Below are 15,414 nucleotides of genomic sequence, written 5' to 3'. Positions count from 1 at the left end.
ATAGATCGTCGTACAGATCGTCGAATAGATCACCTAGATCACCTAGATCACCTGGATCACCAACGAGGTCAGGGAGCGAGGGGCGGACGTGCCGGAACCGACCGTGGCCGTGCTCGCGGCGGACCACTTCGCCAGCTATTTCGAGAGCTATTCGGTCGTCGGACTGCTCGCGCTGATCGGCGTGCTGTTCGTCGCCGTGGCCTTCGGGGCGGGGCGGCTGCTGCGGCCTGTGGTGCCGACGCCGGAGAAATTGCTGACGTACGAATGCGGAGTGGACCCGGTGGGCGAGGGCTGGGCGCACACCCAGGTCCGCTATTACGTCTATGCCTTTCTGTACGTGATCTTCGCCGTCGACTCGATCTTCCTCTTCCCGTGGGCGACGATCTTCGCCGCCGCCGGGTACGGCGCGACGACACTCGTGGAGATGTTCATCTTCCTCGGCTTCCTGGCCGTGGGACTGCTCTACGCATGGAAGAAGGGCGTCCTGACATGGGCGTGACCCCGGAGATCTCTTCGAACCCGGAGATCGCTTCGACCCCGGCGACCCCGGCGACTCCGGCGACTCCGGAGCTCCTGCCGGAGCCGAAGCGTCTGGGCGTTCTTTCGCGCCTGGCCCCGGAACCCATGAAGGTGGTCCTCAACTGGGGGCGCCGCTACAGCCTCTGGGTCTTCAACTTCGGGCTCGCCTGCTGTGCGATCGAGTTCATCGCCGCCTCGATGGCGCGCCACGACTTCATCCGGCTCGGCGTGATCCCCTTTGCGCCCGGCCCGCGTCAGGCGGACCTGATGGTCGTCTCGGGCACGGTGACGGACAAGATGGCGCCTGCGGTGAAGCGCCTGTACGAGCAGATGCCCGAGCCCAAGTACGTCATCTCCTTCGGCGCCTGCTCCAACTGCGGCGGCCCGTACTGGGATTCGTACTCCGTGACCAAGGGCGTCGACCAGATCATCCCGGTCGATGTGTACGTGCCCGGCTGCCCGCCCCGTCCCGAGGCGCTGCTGCAGGGCATCCTGATGCTGCAGGAGAAGATCGCGCGCGAGTCGCTCGGCGAGCGGTACTCCGCACGTCCCTCTGCCGCTGCTCTGCAGAGCGGCCTGGTGCGGCCGCCGGCCGCGCCGTCCCCGGCCACGGCCACGGCGCCGACTCCGGCTCCGGCTCCGGCTCCGGAGGAGAGTGCCGAGTGACCACCACCGCCTATGACCGCCTTCCGGAAGCCGCCGCCGAGATCTTCGGCGAGGAGACCACTGCCGAGCGGGCGTACGACCTGCTGACGGTCGACGTCCCCGTCGGCTCCTGGATCGCCGCGCTCGAGATCGCCCGCGACAAGCTGGGCTGCACCTACTTCGACTGGCTGAGCGCGGTCGACGAACCGGGTACGGGCTTCCGGGTCTGCGCCCATGTCGTGTCTCTCGAGGGCCGGAGCGTACGCCGCCTGCTGGTGCGCACCACGGTCCCGCACGAGGCCCCCGCACTCCCGTCCGCCGTTGAGATCTACGCGGGCGCCGCCTGGCACGAGCGCGAGACGCACGAGATGTTCGGCATCTCCTTCACCGATCACCCGCACCTGGTCCCGCTGCTCCTGCCGGACGGTTTCGAGGGCCACCCGCTGCGCAAGGACTTCGTCCTGGCGGCCCGGGTCGTGAAGGCGTGGCCGGGCGCGAAGGAGCCGGGGGAGTCGGAGCACGGCGGCCCCAAGCGCCGCCAGATGCTCCCGCCCGGTGTCCCGGACCCGAACGAATGGGGCCCCCTCAAGGGTCAGCTCCCCCCGGCCGCTGCCCGCCCGGCGAGGTCGGCGCGCACGGCCGGCGCCGGCGCCACCGGCGACCGCCCGCCTCGTCGCGCCCGTAGCGTCTCGGAGGGCTCGGCGTCCCAGACACCGGAGGCGACGCCGACGACTCCCGAGGCTCCGGCCACGCCTCGTCGTGCCCGGAGCGTGTCGGAGGGCTCGGCGACGCAGCGGACTGCGACGACGGAGGAGAAGCAGGGGACGGAGGCGACGGAGGGCAAGCCCGCGACGCGCGAGGCTCCCGCGGCGCCCAGCGAGCCCGAGGCGCCCTCCCCGCAGTCGGCGCAGGGGACCCGCAGTTCGGACGCCCCCTGGCACAAGCCGCGCCCCGCCTTCGACGACGCAGCCGCACCCGAGGCTCCCGCACCTGAAGGCCCGGCACCTGAAGGCCCGGCACCTGAAGGCCCGGCACCCGAGGGCCCCGCACCCGAGGGCCTGGCACCCGAGGCTCCCGCGGCGGCCGATGAAGCCGCCCCGACCAAGCCCGCCTCGCCCGAACCCACCCCGCCCGAGACCGACGAATCCGCACCCGACTCGGCCGAACGCCCCGGAGGAGACGCGTGAACGACGCTCTCGACGTCGCCACCCGGCTGGTCATCATCTTCGCCGTGTTCCTCGTCCTTCCTCTTGTCATCGGGCAGACCGAGCACAAGGTGATGGCCCATATGCAGGGCCGCCTCGGCCCCATGTACGCGGGCGGTTTCCACGGCTGGGCCCAGCTCGTCGCGGACGGAGTGAAGTTCGCGCAGAAGGAGGACGTGGTCCCGGCCAACGCCGACCGCCGGATCTTCCAACTCGCCCCCGCCGTCGCCCTCCTTCCGTACCTCCTCGTACTGGTCGCGATCCCGATCGGCCCGAGCGAGGGCGCGGTCGGGATGGTCGTCGACGCGGGCATCTTCTTCGTGCTCGCCGTGATGGGTGTCGGGGTGCTCGGCTCGCTGATGGCGGGCTGGGCTTCGGCCAATAAGTTCTCCCTCCTCGGCGGTCTCCGTACCGCCGCGCAGCTGCTGGCGTACGAGCTGCCGATGCTGCTGACCGCCGCCTCCGTCGCCATGGCGGCCGGCACCGTCTCGCTGCCCGGCATCCTGAACGCCTTCGAGTGGTGGTGGCTGCCCTGGCAGATCGTGGGCGCCCTGGTCTTCTTTGTCGCGGGCCTCGCCGAACTCCAGCGCCCGCCCTTCGACATGCCGATCGCCGACTCCGAGATCATCTTCGGTGCCTATACCGAGTACACCGGCCTCCGTTTCGCGCTGTTCCTGCTTGCCGAATACGCGGGCATCGTCGTCCTGTGCAGTCTGACCACCGTCCTTTTCCTGGGCGGCTGGCACGGCCCGTTCGGGGCCGACGGCCTGGGCTGGGTCTGGACCCTGCTCAAGACGGCCGTGCTCGCCTTCGTCGTCATCTGGCTGCGCGTGAGCTATCCACGCATGCGCGAGGACCAGCTGCAGAAACTCGCCTGGACCACACTCGTCCCGCTCGCCCTCGCCCAGATCGCCCTCACCGGCATCGTGAAGGTGGTGATCCAGTAATGCCTCCGATCCCCGGATCCGGCCTCGCGAAGGGCCTCGCCGTCACCCTGCGGACGATGACGAAGAAGACCGTCACCGCGCAGTACCCGGACACCCAGCCCGAACTCCCGCCCCGCACCCGCGGCGTGATCGGTCTGTTCGAGGAGAACTGCACGGTCTGCATGCTCTGCGCCCGTGAGTGCCCCGACTGGTGCATCTACATCGACTCCCACAAGGAGACGGTCCCGGCCACGGCCCCCGGCGGCCGCGAGCGCAGCCGCAATGTCCTCGACCGGTTCGCCATCGACTTCGCGCTCTGTATGTACTGCGGTATCTGCATCGAGGTCTGTCCTTTCGACGCGCTGTTCTGGTCCCCGGAGTTCGAGTACGCGGAGACGGACATCCGCGAGCTCACCCACGAACGCGACAAGCTCCGCGAGTGGATGTGGACGGTGCCCGCGCCGCCCGCGCTCGACCCGGCCGCCGAGGAGCCGAAGGAGCTCGGCGCCGCCCGCAAGGCGGCCGAGAAGCTCGCGGCCGCGCAGGCGGAGGCCAACGAGGCACCGGCCGCCGCGTCCGACGGCACGACCCGGACCGACGGCACCACCACCCGGGGGGCCGACGGCACCCCGCCGTCCGACGGCACCCCGCCGGCCTCGCCGCCCGCGGGCGAGGGAGGCCCGGCATGATGCTCGCCGCAGCCGAAACCCATGGCTTCCTCTCCCCGACCGGCGTCGAGATCCTCTTCGCCCTCGTCGGCCTCGCCACCCTCGGCGCGGCCGTCATGGCCGTCACGACAAAGCAGCTGGTGCACGCAGCCCTCTGGCTGGTCGTGGCGCTCGGCGGCCTCGCCGTCGAATACCTGCTGCTGACGGCGGAGTTCATCGCCTGGGTGCAGGTCCTGATCTACGTCGGTTCCGTGGTCGTCCTCCTTCTCTTCGGGCTGATGCTCACCAAGGCCCCCATCGGCCGCTCCCCGGACGCCGACTCCGGAAACCGCTGGGTCGCCCTCTCCGTGGCCGTCGCCGCCGCGGGCTCCCTGGTCTGGATGGTCGTGGACGCGTTCCGTACGACCTGGATCGACCTGGACGGACCGGCCCAGGGCTCCACCCAGGTGGCCGGCCAGATCCTCTTCCGGCACTGGGTACTGCCTTTCGAGGCGCTCTCCGTACTGCTGCTCGCCGCCCTCGTCGGCGCGATCGTCCTGTCCCGCAAGGACGCCAAGGACCTCGAGGGGAAGAGCTGATGCACCTCGCCTATCCCGCCGTGCTCGCCGTCCTCCTCTTCAGCGTGGGGCTGTACGGAGTACTCGCACGCCGCAACGCGATCCTTGTCCTGATGTCCGTCGAGCTGATGCTCAACGCCGTCAACCTCAACCTCGTCGCCTTCGACGTCTGGCTGCGCGACACCCTGCACGCCGGCCAGGCACTCACCCTCTTCACCATCGCCATCGCCGCCGCGGAGATCGGCATCGGCCTGGCGATCGTCCTGACGGTCTACCGCAACCGCGGAAGCTCGGACGTCGACAGACTCCGCGACACCGCCGAGGGCCCCGACGACACTCCTGACGCCTCCGACGCCTCCGACGCCTCCGACGCGACCGCCACGGCGAAGAAGGCGGAGGCCACCGCGTGACCACTACGACCCTCGCCGTCCTCGTCCCCCTCCTTCCGTTCCTGGGCGCCGCTGCCGGACTACTGCTCGGTCGCATCGCCCCCGGTTTCGTACGGCCCCTGGCCGTCCTGCCGACACTCGGCGCAGCCGCCATCGCCGTCGTCGTCGCGATCCGCCAGGGTGGGGGGAAGGCGATCGAGGCCTCGACCCAGCTCACCCCCACCGGGTCGGTCCCGATCGACCTCGCCCTCTACCTCGACGGATTCGCGGTCCTCGTCGCCGTGCTGGTCGGGGTCGTCGCGTCCTGTGTGCAGATCTACTCGACGGGCTATCTCCGCGACGACCCGCGCTATCCCTCGTACGCGGCTCTCGTCTCCCTCTTCACCTCCGCGATGCTGCTCGTCGTCTACTCCGGCGACCTGATGGTGCTCCTGGTCGGCTGGGAGATCATGGGCATCTGCTCGTACTTCCTCGTCGGCCACTACTGGGAGACGCCCGAGGCACGAGCCGCCTCCCTCAAGGCATTCCTGGTCACCAAGCTCGGCGATGTCCCCTTTCTGATCGGTCTGTTCGCACTCGCTGACGACGCCGGCACGTTCCAGATCACCGGGATCCTCGGCTCCGTCGCGGCCGGTGGCATCCAGCACCCCACCCTCGTCGCGCTGCTGCTCCTCGCGGGTGTGGCGGGCAAGTCGGCGCAGTTCCCGCTGCACACCTGGCTGCCCGACGCGATGGCGGGCCCCACTCCCGTCTCCGCGCTGATCCACGCCGCGACGATGGTCGCGGCCGGTATCTACTTCGTGGCCCGGCTCCTTCCCGTCTTCGCCGCCTCCGCGGCAGCTCTCACCGTCCTCGCCGTGATGGCCGCGGTCACCATGGTCGGCTCGGGGCTCGCGGCCCTCGCCCAGGACGACATCAAGCGCGTCCTCGCCTACTCGACGATCGGCCAGCTCGGCTATATGTCGGGTGCCCTGGCCGTCGGTGACCGTGGTGCCGCCGTCTTCCACCTCATGTCTCACGGAGCGTTCAAGGCACTGCTCTTCCTTGCCGCCGGCGTGATCATCCATGCCTCCGGCACCAACTCGCTCGCCACCATGTCCCGGATGAGCGGCCTCGCGAAGCGCGTTCCCGACGCCTACTGGACGATGACTGTCGCCCTGCTCGCGCTCGCCGCGATCCCTCCCTTCGCCGGCTTCTTCTCCAAGGAAGCCGTCCTCGTGGCCGCCGAGCACGCCGCGCTCGGCGAAACCGACATCGCACCCGGGGCCGCGGGGTGGCTGGTGCTCGTCGCCGGACTGCTGACCGCCCTCCTCACCGCCGCATACGCGACCCGCCTCTGGCTGCTCACCTTCCGCGGCCGTGGAGCCGAAGCCCCCGACCACGGCCGACAGCCCATCACCATGAACGCCGTGCTCTGGGTTCTCGCCATCCCCTCACTCGGTTTCGGGCTGACCTTGACCTACATCGACGACTGGTTCGACGGCCACAGCCTCACCCCGACCGTCACCACCGCCGTACTCGGCACCGGTGTCGCGCTCGTCGGCGGACTGATCACCTACGGCACCTGGCGCGCCGTGCAGTTCCGGCAGGACGCCGCCCGTACGCCCATGGGTGTCGTCGCCGCCCACCCGGACGCCGCGCCGTTCGTTTCCGAGGCCGAGGCCATTGCCGCCCACACCGCTGCCTTCGGCGATCCCGCAGCGGCCCCCGATCCGAGCGACCCTGGCCGCCTCCTGCTCGGCCCGCTCCACCGCCACGCCGCGGCCGGCTTCCACGTCGACGCCGTCTACTCCGCTCTGTTCGTACGTCCCGTCCGGGCTGCCGCCCAGCTGGTCCGCTTCCTTGACCGCGAGGTCGTCGAGACGTACGTACGCGGCGCGGGCACCGGCCCCCGCTGGCTCGGCGCCGCCGTCCGCCGCGCCCAGACCGGCAATGTGCAGACCTACCTCGGTGCGCTGCTCGCCGGTTCCGTCGCCCTGGCGATCGCCGCCGTCGTCCTTGCCAACGTCAACGCCGGATCGTGAGCCGTGATCGATATCAGCGAGTCCGTGATGCAGTTCCTTCTCGCGTTCATCGTCGTCGGCCCGCTCGTCGGCGCCGCGGCCGCGCTCCTGCCCGCCCCGCCCGGGCTGCGCGGCAAGAGCCCGGACCAGGCGGTCCTGCGCCACGGCGTGACCGTCACCGGCGTGATCCTCGTCGCCGCGATCGTCCTGGCCCTCGGCTTCGACCATGACCACCCGTCCAAGATGCAGGCCACGACGGACATCAGCTGGATCGCCGCACTCGATGTGCGGATCCACTTCGGCATTGACGGCATTTCGCTCCCCCTTGTCGTCCTGACCGCGCTGCTGACCTTCCTCTGCGCGCTGTACAGCTACTTCAAGATGCCTTCGGGCCCGTCCCCGAAGGCCTTCGTCGCGCTGCTGCTCGTCCTCGAATCCGGGACTCTCGCGACCTTCGCCGTCCTCGATCTGCTGCTCTTCTTCCTGGCCTTCGAGATGGTCCTCATCCCGATGTACTTCCTCATCGCCCGCTGGGGCGGCGAGGCGCGGCAGTCCGCCGCCTGGAAGTTCATCCTCTACACGCTGCTCGGCTCCGTCGTGATGCTGCTCGGCCTGCTGCTGATCGGGCTGAAGACCGGCACCTTCGACATGGTGGCACTCGCCACTGACAACGGCCGTGGGCTCAGCGCATCCGTGCAGGTCATCGCGGTTCTGGCGATCGGGATCGGCCTCGCCGTGAAGACTCCGATGTGGCCGCTGCACAGCTGGCTCCCGGATGCCCACACCGCGGCGCCGACCGTCGGCTCCGTCCTCCTCGCCGGCGTGCTGCTGAAGATGGGTACGTATGGATTTGTCCGTATCCTGCTCCCCATCGCCCCCGACGGCATGCAGACCTTCGCGCCGTATCTCGCCGCCTTCGCCGTCGCCGGCATCGTCTACGGATCCCTCGCCTGCCTCGCACTTGCCAAGCAGGGTGCGGGCGGCGATCTCAAGCGCCTGATCGCATACTCCTCCGTCGGCCACATGGGCTTCGTGCTCCTCGGCATCGCCACGTTGACCCCCACCGGCGTCAACGGCGCGCTTTTCGCCAACATCGCCCACGGCCTCATCACCGGCCTGCTCTTCTTCCTGGTCGGAGCGCTCAAGGACCGCTACGGCACGGCCGACCTCGACACCCTCGCCGGCGCAACCGGCGCCGCGCTCTACGGCCGCGCCCCGCGCCTCGGTGGCTTCCTCGCCTTCGGCGCCGTCGCCTCGCTCGGGCTGCCGGGCCTGGCCGGATTCTGGGGCGAGATGCTCGCGATGTTCGGTGCCTTCCGCCCCGCCGACGGGCTCAGCCGCCCCGCCTTCCTCACCTTCATGGCGATCGCCGGCTTCGGCACACTGCTCACCGCCGCGTACCTCCTCGTCGTCGTACGCCGTGTCTGCATGGGCGCGAAGCCCGCCGAGGAGACACCGGAGCTCGCCGACATCCAGACGTACGAATTCGCCGCCTGGACCCCGCTCGTCGCCCTCACCGTCCTCGCCGGACTGTGGCCCGCGGTCCTCCTCGGCCTCACCGACCCGGCCGTGCAGAAGCTCCTCGCAGGAGGCAAGTCGTGACCGTGGCAGCCGACAGCGTCACCAGCCTCGTCCAGTCCGTCGACTGGCTCACGGTCGCGCCGCCCACCATCACCGCGGTGGTCGCCCTGATCGTGCTCGTCGCCGACCTCTTCGTACCCGAGAGGCGCAAGCCGCTGCTCGGCGTCGTCGCGATCGCCGGCCTCGTCGCCGCGCTCATCACCCTCCTGCCGCTGCGCAAGGGCAACCGCGCGACGTTCTGCCTCACGACGGACCCCGACGCCTGCAGCTACACCGCCGATCACTTCGCGCTGGTCATCCAGTTCCTGGTGCTCGGGGGCGCGCTGCTCACCGGGCTGCTGTCGTTCCACGACACCAGGAGGAAGCTTCCCGCGGGGGAGTTCTGGTTCCTGCTGCTCTCCTCCGCGGCCGGCGCCGCCCTGCTGCCCGCCTCGCGCGACCTCGCCACCCTCGTCGTCGCCCTCGAGGTCGCGTCGCTGCCCGCCTTCGCGCTCGTCGGCCTCAGGCGCGGAGACCGGCTCTCCAGCGAAGCAGCCCTGAAGTTCTTCCTCTCCTCGGTCACCGCGACTGCTGTGATGCTCCTCGGCGTGAGCTTCGTGTACGCCGCGACGGGCACCCTCCACCTCACGCAGGTCGCCGCCGGACTCGACAACGTCCCCGGTCAGCTGGGCACCCTCGCCAAGGCAGGCGTTGCCCTGACCCTCGTCGGCTTCGCCTTCAAGACGGCCGCCGTTCCCTTCCACTTCTGGGTCCCCGACACCTATGTGGGCGCCCCGCTGCCCGTCGCGGCGTATCTCTCCGTCGTCGGAAAGGCGGTCGGGTTCTCCGGCCTCATCCTGGTGACGGTCATCGCGTTCCCCGCTTACGCGGACGTCTGGGGTCCGGCCATCGCCGTCCTCGCCGGTCTCACCATGACGGCGGGCAATGTCGCGGCGCTGCGCCAGTCGGCCACGCGCGCGTGGAGCGCGGTACGCCTGCTGGCCTGGTCCTCCGTGGCGCAGGCCGGCTACCTCCTGGTGCCGATCGCGGCCGCGGCCTACTCCAGCGACGACCAGATCGGCGCGACCGTCGCGTACGCCCTGATGTACGCCGTGGTGAACCTCGGGGCCTTCGCGGTCGCGGCGCTCGTCGCCCGTACGAAGCCGCTGAACCGGATCTCCGACTACCGCGGCCTCTACGCCACCCGACCGCTCGTCGCCCTCGCCATGGGCTTCTTCCTGCTCTGCCTCGCCGGTCTGCCGCCCGGCATCATCGGCCTGTTCGCCAAGGTGACCGTCTTCTCCTCGGCCGTCGAAGCGGGCCTCGGCTGGCTGGCCGTCGTCATGGCCATCAATGTCGTGATCGCCCTCTACTACTACCTGCAGTGGACGGCGATCCTCTTCCGCGCTCCGGAGGCTGTCGCGGAGACCGCCGAAGAGGGTGCCGAGACGGCCGAACCGGTCCGCGGCGGCGCCCCGACGCTGGTCACTGTCGCCATCGTCCTGACCGCCGTCGTCGGTGTCGTCCTCTCCGGCTACCCCCAGCTGGTTCTTCGCTTCGCTGCGAGCAGCCTGTTCTGAGCGCCACCCGAACGGCCCAGCCCAGGGCCGAGCGCACAAGGGAACTCGCCTCCTTCGCCTGGCGTTGACCAGTAGAGAAGGGTCCACTGAAGAGTGGAGCAGCACCACGCAAAGGGTCCCCTGCCGCACCATTTGGAGGGCGTACCGTGCACCGCCGGCACAATGGGCTGAAGACCGCCGTACTCCTCGGGGGACTGTCCGCACTCATCCTCGTCATCGGCAGCTTCTTCGGCCGTACGGGCCTGCTCGTCGCGCTCCTCGTCGCGCTCGGCACCAATGCGTACGCCTACTGGAACAGCGACAAGCTGGCGCTGCGGGCCATGCGTGCCCGCCCCGTCAGCGAATTCGAGGCACCCGCGCTCTACCGCATCGTCCGCGAGCTGTCGACCGCCGCCCGCCAGCCCATGCCCCGCCTCTTCATCTCGCCGACCCAGGCCCCCAATGCCTTCGCCACCGGCCGCAACCCGCGCAATGCCGCGGTCTGTTGCACCGAGGGGATCCTGCGGATCCTCGACGAACGCGAGCTGCGTGGCGTCATCGGCCACGAGCTGAGCCATGTCTACAACCGCGACATTCTCATCTCCTCGGTCGCCGGTGCGCTCGCCTCCGTGGTGATGTTCCTGGTGAACTTCGCCTGGCTGATCCCCATCGGCCGCTCCGACGACGACGAGGGCCCGGGCCTTGTCGGCATGCTGCTGGTCATGATCCTGGGCCCGCTGGCCGCTTCCGTGATCCAGCTCGCCGTCAGCCGTTCGCGCGAGTACGAGGCCGACGCTTCGGGCGCTCAGCTCACCGGCGACCCGCTCGCCCTGGCGAGCGCCCTGCGCAAACTCGACGCCGGTACGAAGCAGTTGCCGCTGCCGCCCGAGCCGCGGCTGGAGACCGCGAGTCATATGATGATCGCGAATCCCTTCCGTCCAGGCCAGGGGCTCTCCAAAATGTTCTCCACCCACCCACCCATGGCGGAGCGCATCGCCAGACTCGAGCAAATGGCAGGTCACCGCCCGTGAAGACAATCCTGAACGTCATATGGCTGATCCTGTGCGGCTTCTGGATGTTCCTCGGCTACCTGTTCGCCGGACTGCTGCTGTGCATCACCATCATCGGCATCCCCTTCGGCCTGGCCGCGTTCCGTATCGGTGTCTACGCACTCTGGCCCTTCGGCTACACCGTGGTCGAGCGCCGCGACGCCGGCGCGCCGTCCTGCGTCGGCAATGTGCTGTGGCTGGTCCTGGCCGGCTGGTGGCTGGCGCTGGGCCACATCGTCACCGGCATCGCCCTGTTCATCACGATCATCGGCATCCCACTGGCCATCGCCAACTTCAAGCTGATCCCGGTCTCCCTGCTGCCCTTCGGCAAGGAGATCGTCCGCACGGACCAGCCGTTCATCTCTCGGTAGGCCGCGGAACGGCCCTTCGCCGACCCGCCCTCGTAGCCCGGGCTGTGCCGGCCGGAGTTCCGCGCCCGAACGTGAGGCCTCAGAGCCGCCGCACCCCGTACACCGCCGCGCCCACCGCCAGCACTGCCGCGCCCGCGGCCACGGACGACAGCGGTAGCGCGAAAGCCAGCACCAGGCAACCCACAAGGCCAGTACTCGCCACTGCCCGGCCCCGGGAACTCAGCGTCCAGGCCGAGGCGTTGGCGATTGTGTAGTACACCAGCACTCCGAACGACGAAAAGCCGATCGCCCCACGCACATCCGCCGTCGCCGCCACCACCGCGACGACCGCCCCCACGGCCAGCTCCGCACGGTGCGGCACCTGGAACCGCGGGTGCACGGCGGCCAGCGCTCCCGGCAGATGGCCGTCCCGGGCCATCGCCAGCGTCGTACGGGAGACGCCGAGAATCAGCGCGAGCAGAGACCCGAGCGCCGCCACCGCGGCCCCCACTCGAACGACGGGCGCCAGCCACTGGGCGCCCGCCGCCCGTACGGCATCGGCGAGCGGAGCTGTCGCCCGCCCCAAATCACCGGCTCCCAGCACAGAGAGGACGGAGACCGCGACGCACACATAGACCACCAGAGCGATGCCCAGCGCCAGCGGGACGGCGCGCGGGATGGTACGTGCCGGATCGCGCACCTCCTCGCCCAGCGTGGCGATCCGCGCGTACCCGGCGAAGGCGAAGAACAGCAGCCCCGCTGCCTGCAGCACCCCGCCGGCCGAGGCGTCCGCGCCCACGTCCAGCCGTCCGAAGTCCGCAGCCCCCGACCCGAGGGAGACCACCACGACCGCAGCGAGGACCGCCAGCACCAAAGCCACGATCGCCCGCGTCAGCCACGCCGACTTCTGAACGCCCCCGTAGTTCACGGCAGTCAGCGCCACCACCGCGGCGACCGCCACCGCGTGCGCCTGCCCCGGCCACGCGTAGGCCCCGACTGTCAGCGCCATCGCCGCACACGATGCCGTCTTCCCCACGACGAACGCCCAGCCCGCCAGATACCCCCAGAACGCGCCGAGCCGCTCCCGTCCGTACACGTAGGTCCCGCCGGATGCCGGATACAGGGCGGCGAGCCTTGCCGACGACATGGCGTTGCAGTACGCGACCACCGCGGCCAGCGCCAGGCCGAGCAACAGCCCCGACCCGGCAGCACTGGCCGCCGGGCCCAGCGCCACGAAGATGCCCGCCCCGACCATCGACCCCAGCCCGATCACGACCGCGTCGAAGACCCCCAGTGACCGCCGCAACCCCTGTGCCATGCGTCGCAGGCTACTGATCTCCGCAACCACGCCGCATCCGGCCTGCGTCCTCCACGACAACACCGTACGAAAGGCAGGTTCACGGCATGGGAATCATCAGCTGGCTCATCCTCGGACTGCTTGCCGGGGTCATAGCCAAGATCCTGCTCCCGGGACGCGACCCGGGCGGCCTGATCGGCACCACTCTCATCGGTATCGCCGGCGCTTTCACCGGCGGCTGGATATCGGCCCGCTTCCTGGACCGGCCGATCACCAATGAGTTCTACGACGGCGCCACTTGGGCCGCGGCCATCGGCGGCGCGCTCGTCCTGCTGATCGCCTACCGGATCCTGTTCGGCCACTCCCGCTCGCGCTAGCCGGCGCTGCCCGGGCCCTGCATGGTCCGCGTCCGGACACGGACCCGGACCTGGGCCCGGACGCGGACGCGCACCGCGGACTCGGACCCGGCTCGAACCGGAGCCCGCCCCGGGTCCGCTCAGTCCGGCAGTCCGGTCTCCCGCAGGGTGATGTTCAGACGTCCACCGCTCATCCCCGTCGCCGGGTCGGCTGTCCCCGCGTACACCTTCGGCACCCCGTGGTACGCGAAGCGCGACGAACCTCCGAAGACGAACAGGTCCCCGGAAGCCAGCTCCACATCCGTGTACGGCCGCCCCCGCGTCTCGGTGTTCCCGAACCGGAAGACGCAGCTGTCGCCGATGCTCAGCGACACCACCGGCGCACCGGACCGTTCCTCTCTGTCCCGGTGCATGCCCATCCTCGCCGCGCCGTCATAAAAGTTGATCAGTGCGGTGTCGGGGCTGTACTCGGCGGGGGAGTAACCCTGATCCTCCCCGTACGCCTCGACCAGCGCCCTACGCCCCAAGTCCACCAGCCAGTCCGGGAATTCGGCGACCCGTGCGCCGTTCACATCGTCCGCGGTACGGGAGTACCGGTACGGCTGCCAGTGCCATCCGACGCACACGGTCTGTACGGACATCACGCCGCCGCCCGGCAGCGCGGTGTGCCGGAGCGGTACGGGACCGCGCGCCCAGCTCCGGCATGCCTCGACCAGTTCCCGCTGCCGGTCCACGGGGAGCCACCCCGGCACATGCACGGCGCCGGGGGCGACGACCGCCCGTTCCCTCGGGAACAGGGTTCCGCTCACGATGCCGCCAGGGCGCCTTCGAGCCCGAGGAGCCGCTCCTTGCGCTCAAGCCCGCCCGCGTACCCCCGAAGCGCCCCGTCCGCCCCGATCACCCGGTGGCACGGCCGTACGACCAGCAGCGGATTGCGACCGATCGCGGTCCCCACGGCGCGCACGCCCACCGCCGATGTGCCGACCCGCGCGGTGATCTCCCCGTACGTCGCCGTCTCCCCGTACGGAATCTCCTCCAGTGCCTGCCACACGCGCCGCTGGAACGCCGTCCCGCCGTCGACGTACTCGATCTCGAAGTGCGTCAGCCGGCCCTCGAAGTACGACGTGAGCTGGGTGCCGATCTCCTCGAAGGACTCCGGGGCACGCCGCCACCCGTCCTGGACGACGGCGGCGCCCTTCTGTCCGGGCAGGGAGAGCGAGGCGAGTGCGGTGCCGCCCTTCGCCGTCGCGGACGCCTCGCCGACCAGCAGCAATGCGCCCAGCGGGCTGTCGATGGTCGCGTAGACCGTCATGGCTTGTTCCTTCCCTCGCAGCGTGTCCTACGCCCTACGCCTACGAGTCTGCGACCCCGGTCCCGCCGAAGCTGGCGGGATTCGGACGTCACACCGCGCAGGGCGGGGGCGGAGCGACCGAGCTGCTCCGCCCCCGGTCCGCCCGGCGCGCCCCGCCGGAGTCAGCGGTAGTTCACGAACTGCAGCGCGAACTCGAAGTCCTGCCCCTTCAGCAGCGCCTGCACGGCCTGCAGGTCGTCCCGGCTCTTCGAGCTGACCCGCAGCTCGTCACCCTGGACCTGCGCCTTGACGCCCTTCGGGCCCTCGTCGCGGATGATCTTCGCGACCTTCTTGGCGTTCTCCTGGGAGATGCCCTCCTCGATCGAGGCGAAGATCTTGTACTCCTTGCCGGACAACTGCGGCTCGCCCGCGTCCAGCGCCTTCAGTGAGATCCCGCGCTTGACCAGCTTGGACTGGAAGACGTCGAGGATGGCGGCGACCCGCTCCTCGGAGTTGGCCTGCATAAGGATCTTCTCGCCGGACCAGGCGATCGACGCCCCGACGTTCTTGAAGTCGTAGCGCTGCGAGATCTCCTTCGCGGCCTGGTTGAGGGCGTTGTCGACCTCCTGCCGCTCGACCTTCGAGACGATGTCGAAACTGGAGTCGGCCATGTCCTGTGGCTCCTTGTATCGGGTGCGTGGAGGCGCGGCCAGAACTGCCCGGGCCGCTCCCGCAAGCCTAGCCACCCGCACCCGCCCCGAGTGCTGATCAATCCGGTGGCGAAGCACCCCCGGGCATCAGGTATCGTTTACGTCGTTGCCACGGAGCACCACCCCACAGAGGGTGACTTTCACGGCGACATCCCATGGCGGTGTGCCCGAGTGGCCAATGGGAACGGACTGTAAATCCGTCGGCTCTGCCTACCCAGGTTCGAATCCTGGCGCCGCCACGTGATGACGATGGCCCCCGATCTGCGGAAACGCGGACCGGGGGCCATCGACGTATACAGGATCGAGCCCGAAGCAGCAGCCCGGCGTACG

17 protein-coding genes and 1 tRNA gene are annotated in these 15,414 nt (G+C 69.9%); 14 read left to right on the top strand and 4 right to left on the bottom strand.

From position 1 onward, the window contains the following. Window positions 1-88: 88 nt before the first annotated feature. From ACFWDI_RS20935 to ACFWDI_RS20880, 12 genes are all read left to right on the top strand, one after another. Window positions 89-499: an NADH-quinone oxidoreductase subunit A gene (locus ACFWDI_RS20935; protein ID WP_385305890.1), complete on the top strand. Its 411-nt coding sequence runs from the start codon at window positions 89-91 to the stop codon at window positions 497-499. Further along, the gene (locus ACFWDI_RS20930) at window positions 490-1,185 is read left to right on the top strand and encodes an NADH-quinone oxidoreductase subunit B (protein WP_385305888.1); all 696 of its coding nucleotides are present in this window, start codon (window positions 490-492) and stop codon (window positions 1,183-1,185) included. Before ACFWDI_RS20935 ends, ACFWDI_RS20930 begins: the two co-directional genes overlap by 10 nt. Beyond that, the gene (locus ACFWDI_RS20925; RefSeq protein ID WP_385305886.1) at window positions 1,182-2,351 is read left to right on the top strand and encodes an NADH-quinone oxidoreductase subunit C; all 1,170 of its coding nucleotides are present in this window, start codon (window positions 1,182-1,184) and stop codon (window positions 2,349-2,351) included. Before ACFWDI_RS20930 ends, ACFWDI_RS20925 begins: the two co-directional genes overlap by 4 nt. Further along, a complete protein-coding gene (locus ACFWDI_RS20920; protein ID WP_385305885.1) occupies window positions 2,348-3,316 on the top strand; it encodes an NADH-quinone oxidoreductase subunit H in 969 nt (322 codons plus the stop codon). Before ACFWDI_RS20925 ends, ACFWDI_RS20920 begins: the two co-directional genes overlap by 4 nt. Beyond that, entirely contained in the window at window positions 3,316-3,984 is a 669-nt protein-coding gene (locus ACFWDI_RS20915) for a NuoI/complex I 23 kDa subunit family protein (RefSeq protein ID WP_385305883.1), read from the top strand. The genes ACFWDI_RS20920 and ACFWDI_RS20915 overlap by 1 nt, the downstream gene beginning before the upstream one ends. Then, window positions 3,981-4,541, top strand: coding sequence for an NADH-quinone oxidoreductase subunit J (locus ACFWDI_RS20910; RefSeq protein WP_385305882.1), 561 nt, complete (start codon window positions 3,981-3,983; stop codon window positions 4,539-4,541). Before ACFWDI_RS20915 ends, ACFWDI_RS20910 begins: the two co-directional genes overlap by 4 nt. Continuing rightward, a complete protein-coding gene (gene nuoK / locus ACFWDI_RS20905) occupies window positions 4,541-4,930 on the top strand; it encodes an NADH-quinone oxidoreductase subunit NuoK (RefSeq protein ID WP_385305880.1) in 390 nt (129 codons plus the stop codon). Before ACFWDI_RS20910 ends, nuoK begins: the two co-directional genes overlap by 1 nt. After that, on the top strand, window positions 4,927-6,933 hold the full coding sequence (locus tag ACFWDI_RS20900; protein ID WP_385305878.1) for an NADH-quinone oxidoreductase subunit L: 2,007 nt from the start codon (window positions 4,927-4,929) through the stop codon (window positions 6,931-6,933). Before nuoK ends, ACFWDI_RS20900 begins: the two co-directional genes overlap by 4 nt. 27 nt (window positions 6,934-6,960) lie before the next feature. Beyond that, window positions 6,961-8,514, top strand: coding sequence for an NADH-quinone oxidoreductase subunit M (locus tag ACFWDI_RS20895; protein WP_385306083.1), 1,554 nt, complete (start codon window positions 6,961-6,963; stop codon window positions 8,512-8,514). Next, a complete protein-coding gene (locus ACFWDI_RS20890) occupies window positions 8,511-10,052 on the top strand; it encodes an NADH-quinone oxidoreductase subunit N (protein ID WP_385305876.1) in 1,542 nt (513 codons plus the stop codon). Before ACFWDI_RS20895 ends, ACFWDI_RS20890 begins: the two co-directional genes overlap by 4 nt. A 146-nt stretch (window positions 10,053-10,198) precedes the next feature. Beyond that, a complete protein-coding gene (gene htpX, locus ACFWDI_RS20885; protein WP_385305874.1) occupies window positions 10,199-11,062 on the top strand; it encodes a zinc metalloprotease HtpX in 864 nt (287 codons plus the stop codon). Further along, entirely contained in the window at window positions 11,059-11,451 is a 393-nt protein-coding gene (locus ACFWDI_RS20880; protein WP_385305873.1) for a YccF domain-containing protein, read from the top strand. The genes htpX and ACFWDI_RS20880 overlap by 4 nt, the downstream gene beginning before the upstream one ends. Before the next feature lie 79 nt (window positions 11,452-11,530). Here ACFWDI_RS20880 and ACFWDI_RS20875 read toward each other — a convergent pair whose 3' ends face one another. Then, window positions 11,531-12,748, bottom strand: a complete 1,218-nt coding sequence (locus tag ACFWDI_RS20875) for an APC family permease (RefSeq protein ID WP_385305871.1) — start codon at window positions 12,746-12,748, stop codon at window positions 11,531-11,533. Between the two features lie 86 nt (window positions 12,749-12,834). On the opposite strand from ACFWDI_RS20875, the gene ACFWDI_RS20870 reads away from it, so the two are divergent. Beyond that, window positions 12,835-13,104 (top strand): GlsB/YeaQ/YmgE family stress response membrane protein, encoded by a 270-nt coding sequence (locus ACFWDI_RS20870; protein WP_385305869.1) that lies wholly within the window; start codon window positions 12,835-12,837, stop codon window positions 13,102-13,104. Window positions 13,105-13,223: 119 nt separating this feature from the next. Here the strand turns inward: ACFWDI_RS20870 and ACFWDI_RS20865 are convergent, their stop codons facing one another. The 3 genes from ACFWDI_RS20865 to ACFWDI_RS20855 all read right to left on the bottom strand — a co-directional run bounded on the left by ACFWDI_RS20865 (window position 13,224) and on the right by ACFWDI_RS20855 (window position 15,045). Next, window positions 13,224-13,892: an alpha-ketoglutarate-dependent dioxygenase AlkB family protein gene (locus ACFWDI_RS20865; RefSeq protein ID WP_385305867.1), complete on the bottom strand. Its 669-nt coding sequence runs from the start codon at window positions 13,890-13,892 to the stop codon at window positions 13,224-13,226. Further along, on the bottom strand, window positions 13,889-14,395 hold the full coding sequence (locus ACFWDI_RS20860; protein WP_385305865.1) for a methylated-DNA--[protein]-cysteine S-methyltransferase: 507 nt from the start codon (window positions 14,393-14,395) through the stop codon (window positions 13,889-13,891). The genes ACFWDI_RS20865 and ACFWDI_RS20860 overlap by 4 nt, the downstream gene beginning before the upstream one ends. Window positions 14,396-14,556: 161 nt before the next feature. After that, window positions 14,557-15,045, bottom strand: a complete 489-nt coding sequence (locus ACFWDI_RS20855; RefSeq protein ID WP_327325461.1) for a YajQ family cyclic di-GMP-binding protein — start codon at window positions 15,043-15,045, stop codon at window positions 14,557-14,559. 196 nt (window positions 15,046-15,241) lie between these two features. On the opposite strand from ACFWDI_RS20855, the gene ACFWDI_RS20850 reads away from it, so the two are divergent. After that, a tRNA-Tyr gene (locus tag ACFWDI_RS20850) sits at window positions 15,242-15,323 on the top strand. Window positions 15,324-15,414 lie beyond the last annotated feature (91 nt).

It is taken from the genome of Streptomyces sp. NPDC060064 (assembly GCF_042736455.1).
In the GTDB taxonomy this organism is placed as follows: Bacteria; Actinomycetota; Actinomycetes; order Streptomycetales; family Streptomycetaceae; genus Streptomyces.
The sequence above is the reverse complement of the archived record's forward strand: the minus strand, read 5'-3'. Positions and strand labels throughout refer to the sequence as shown.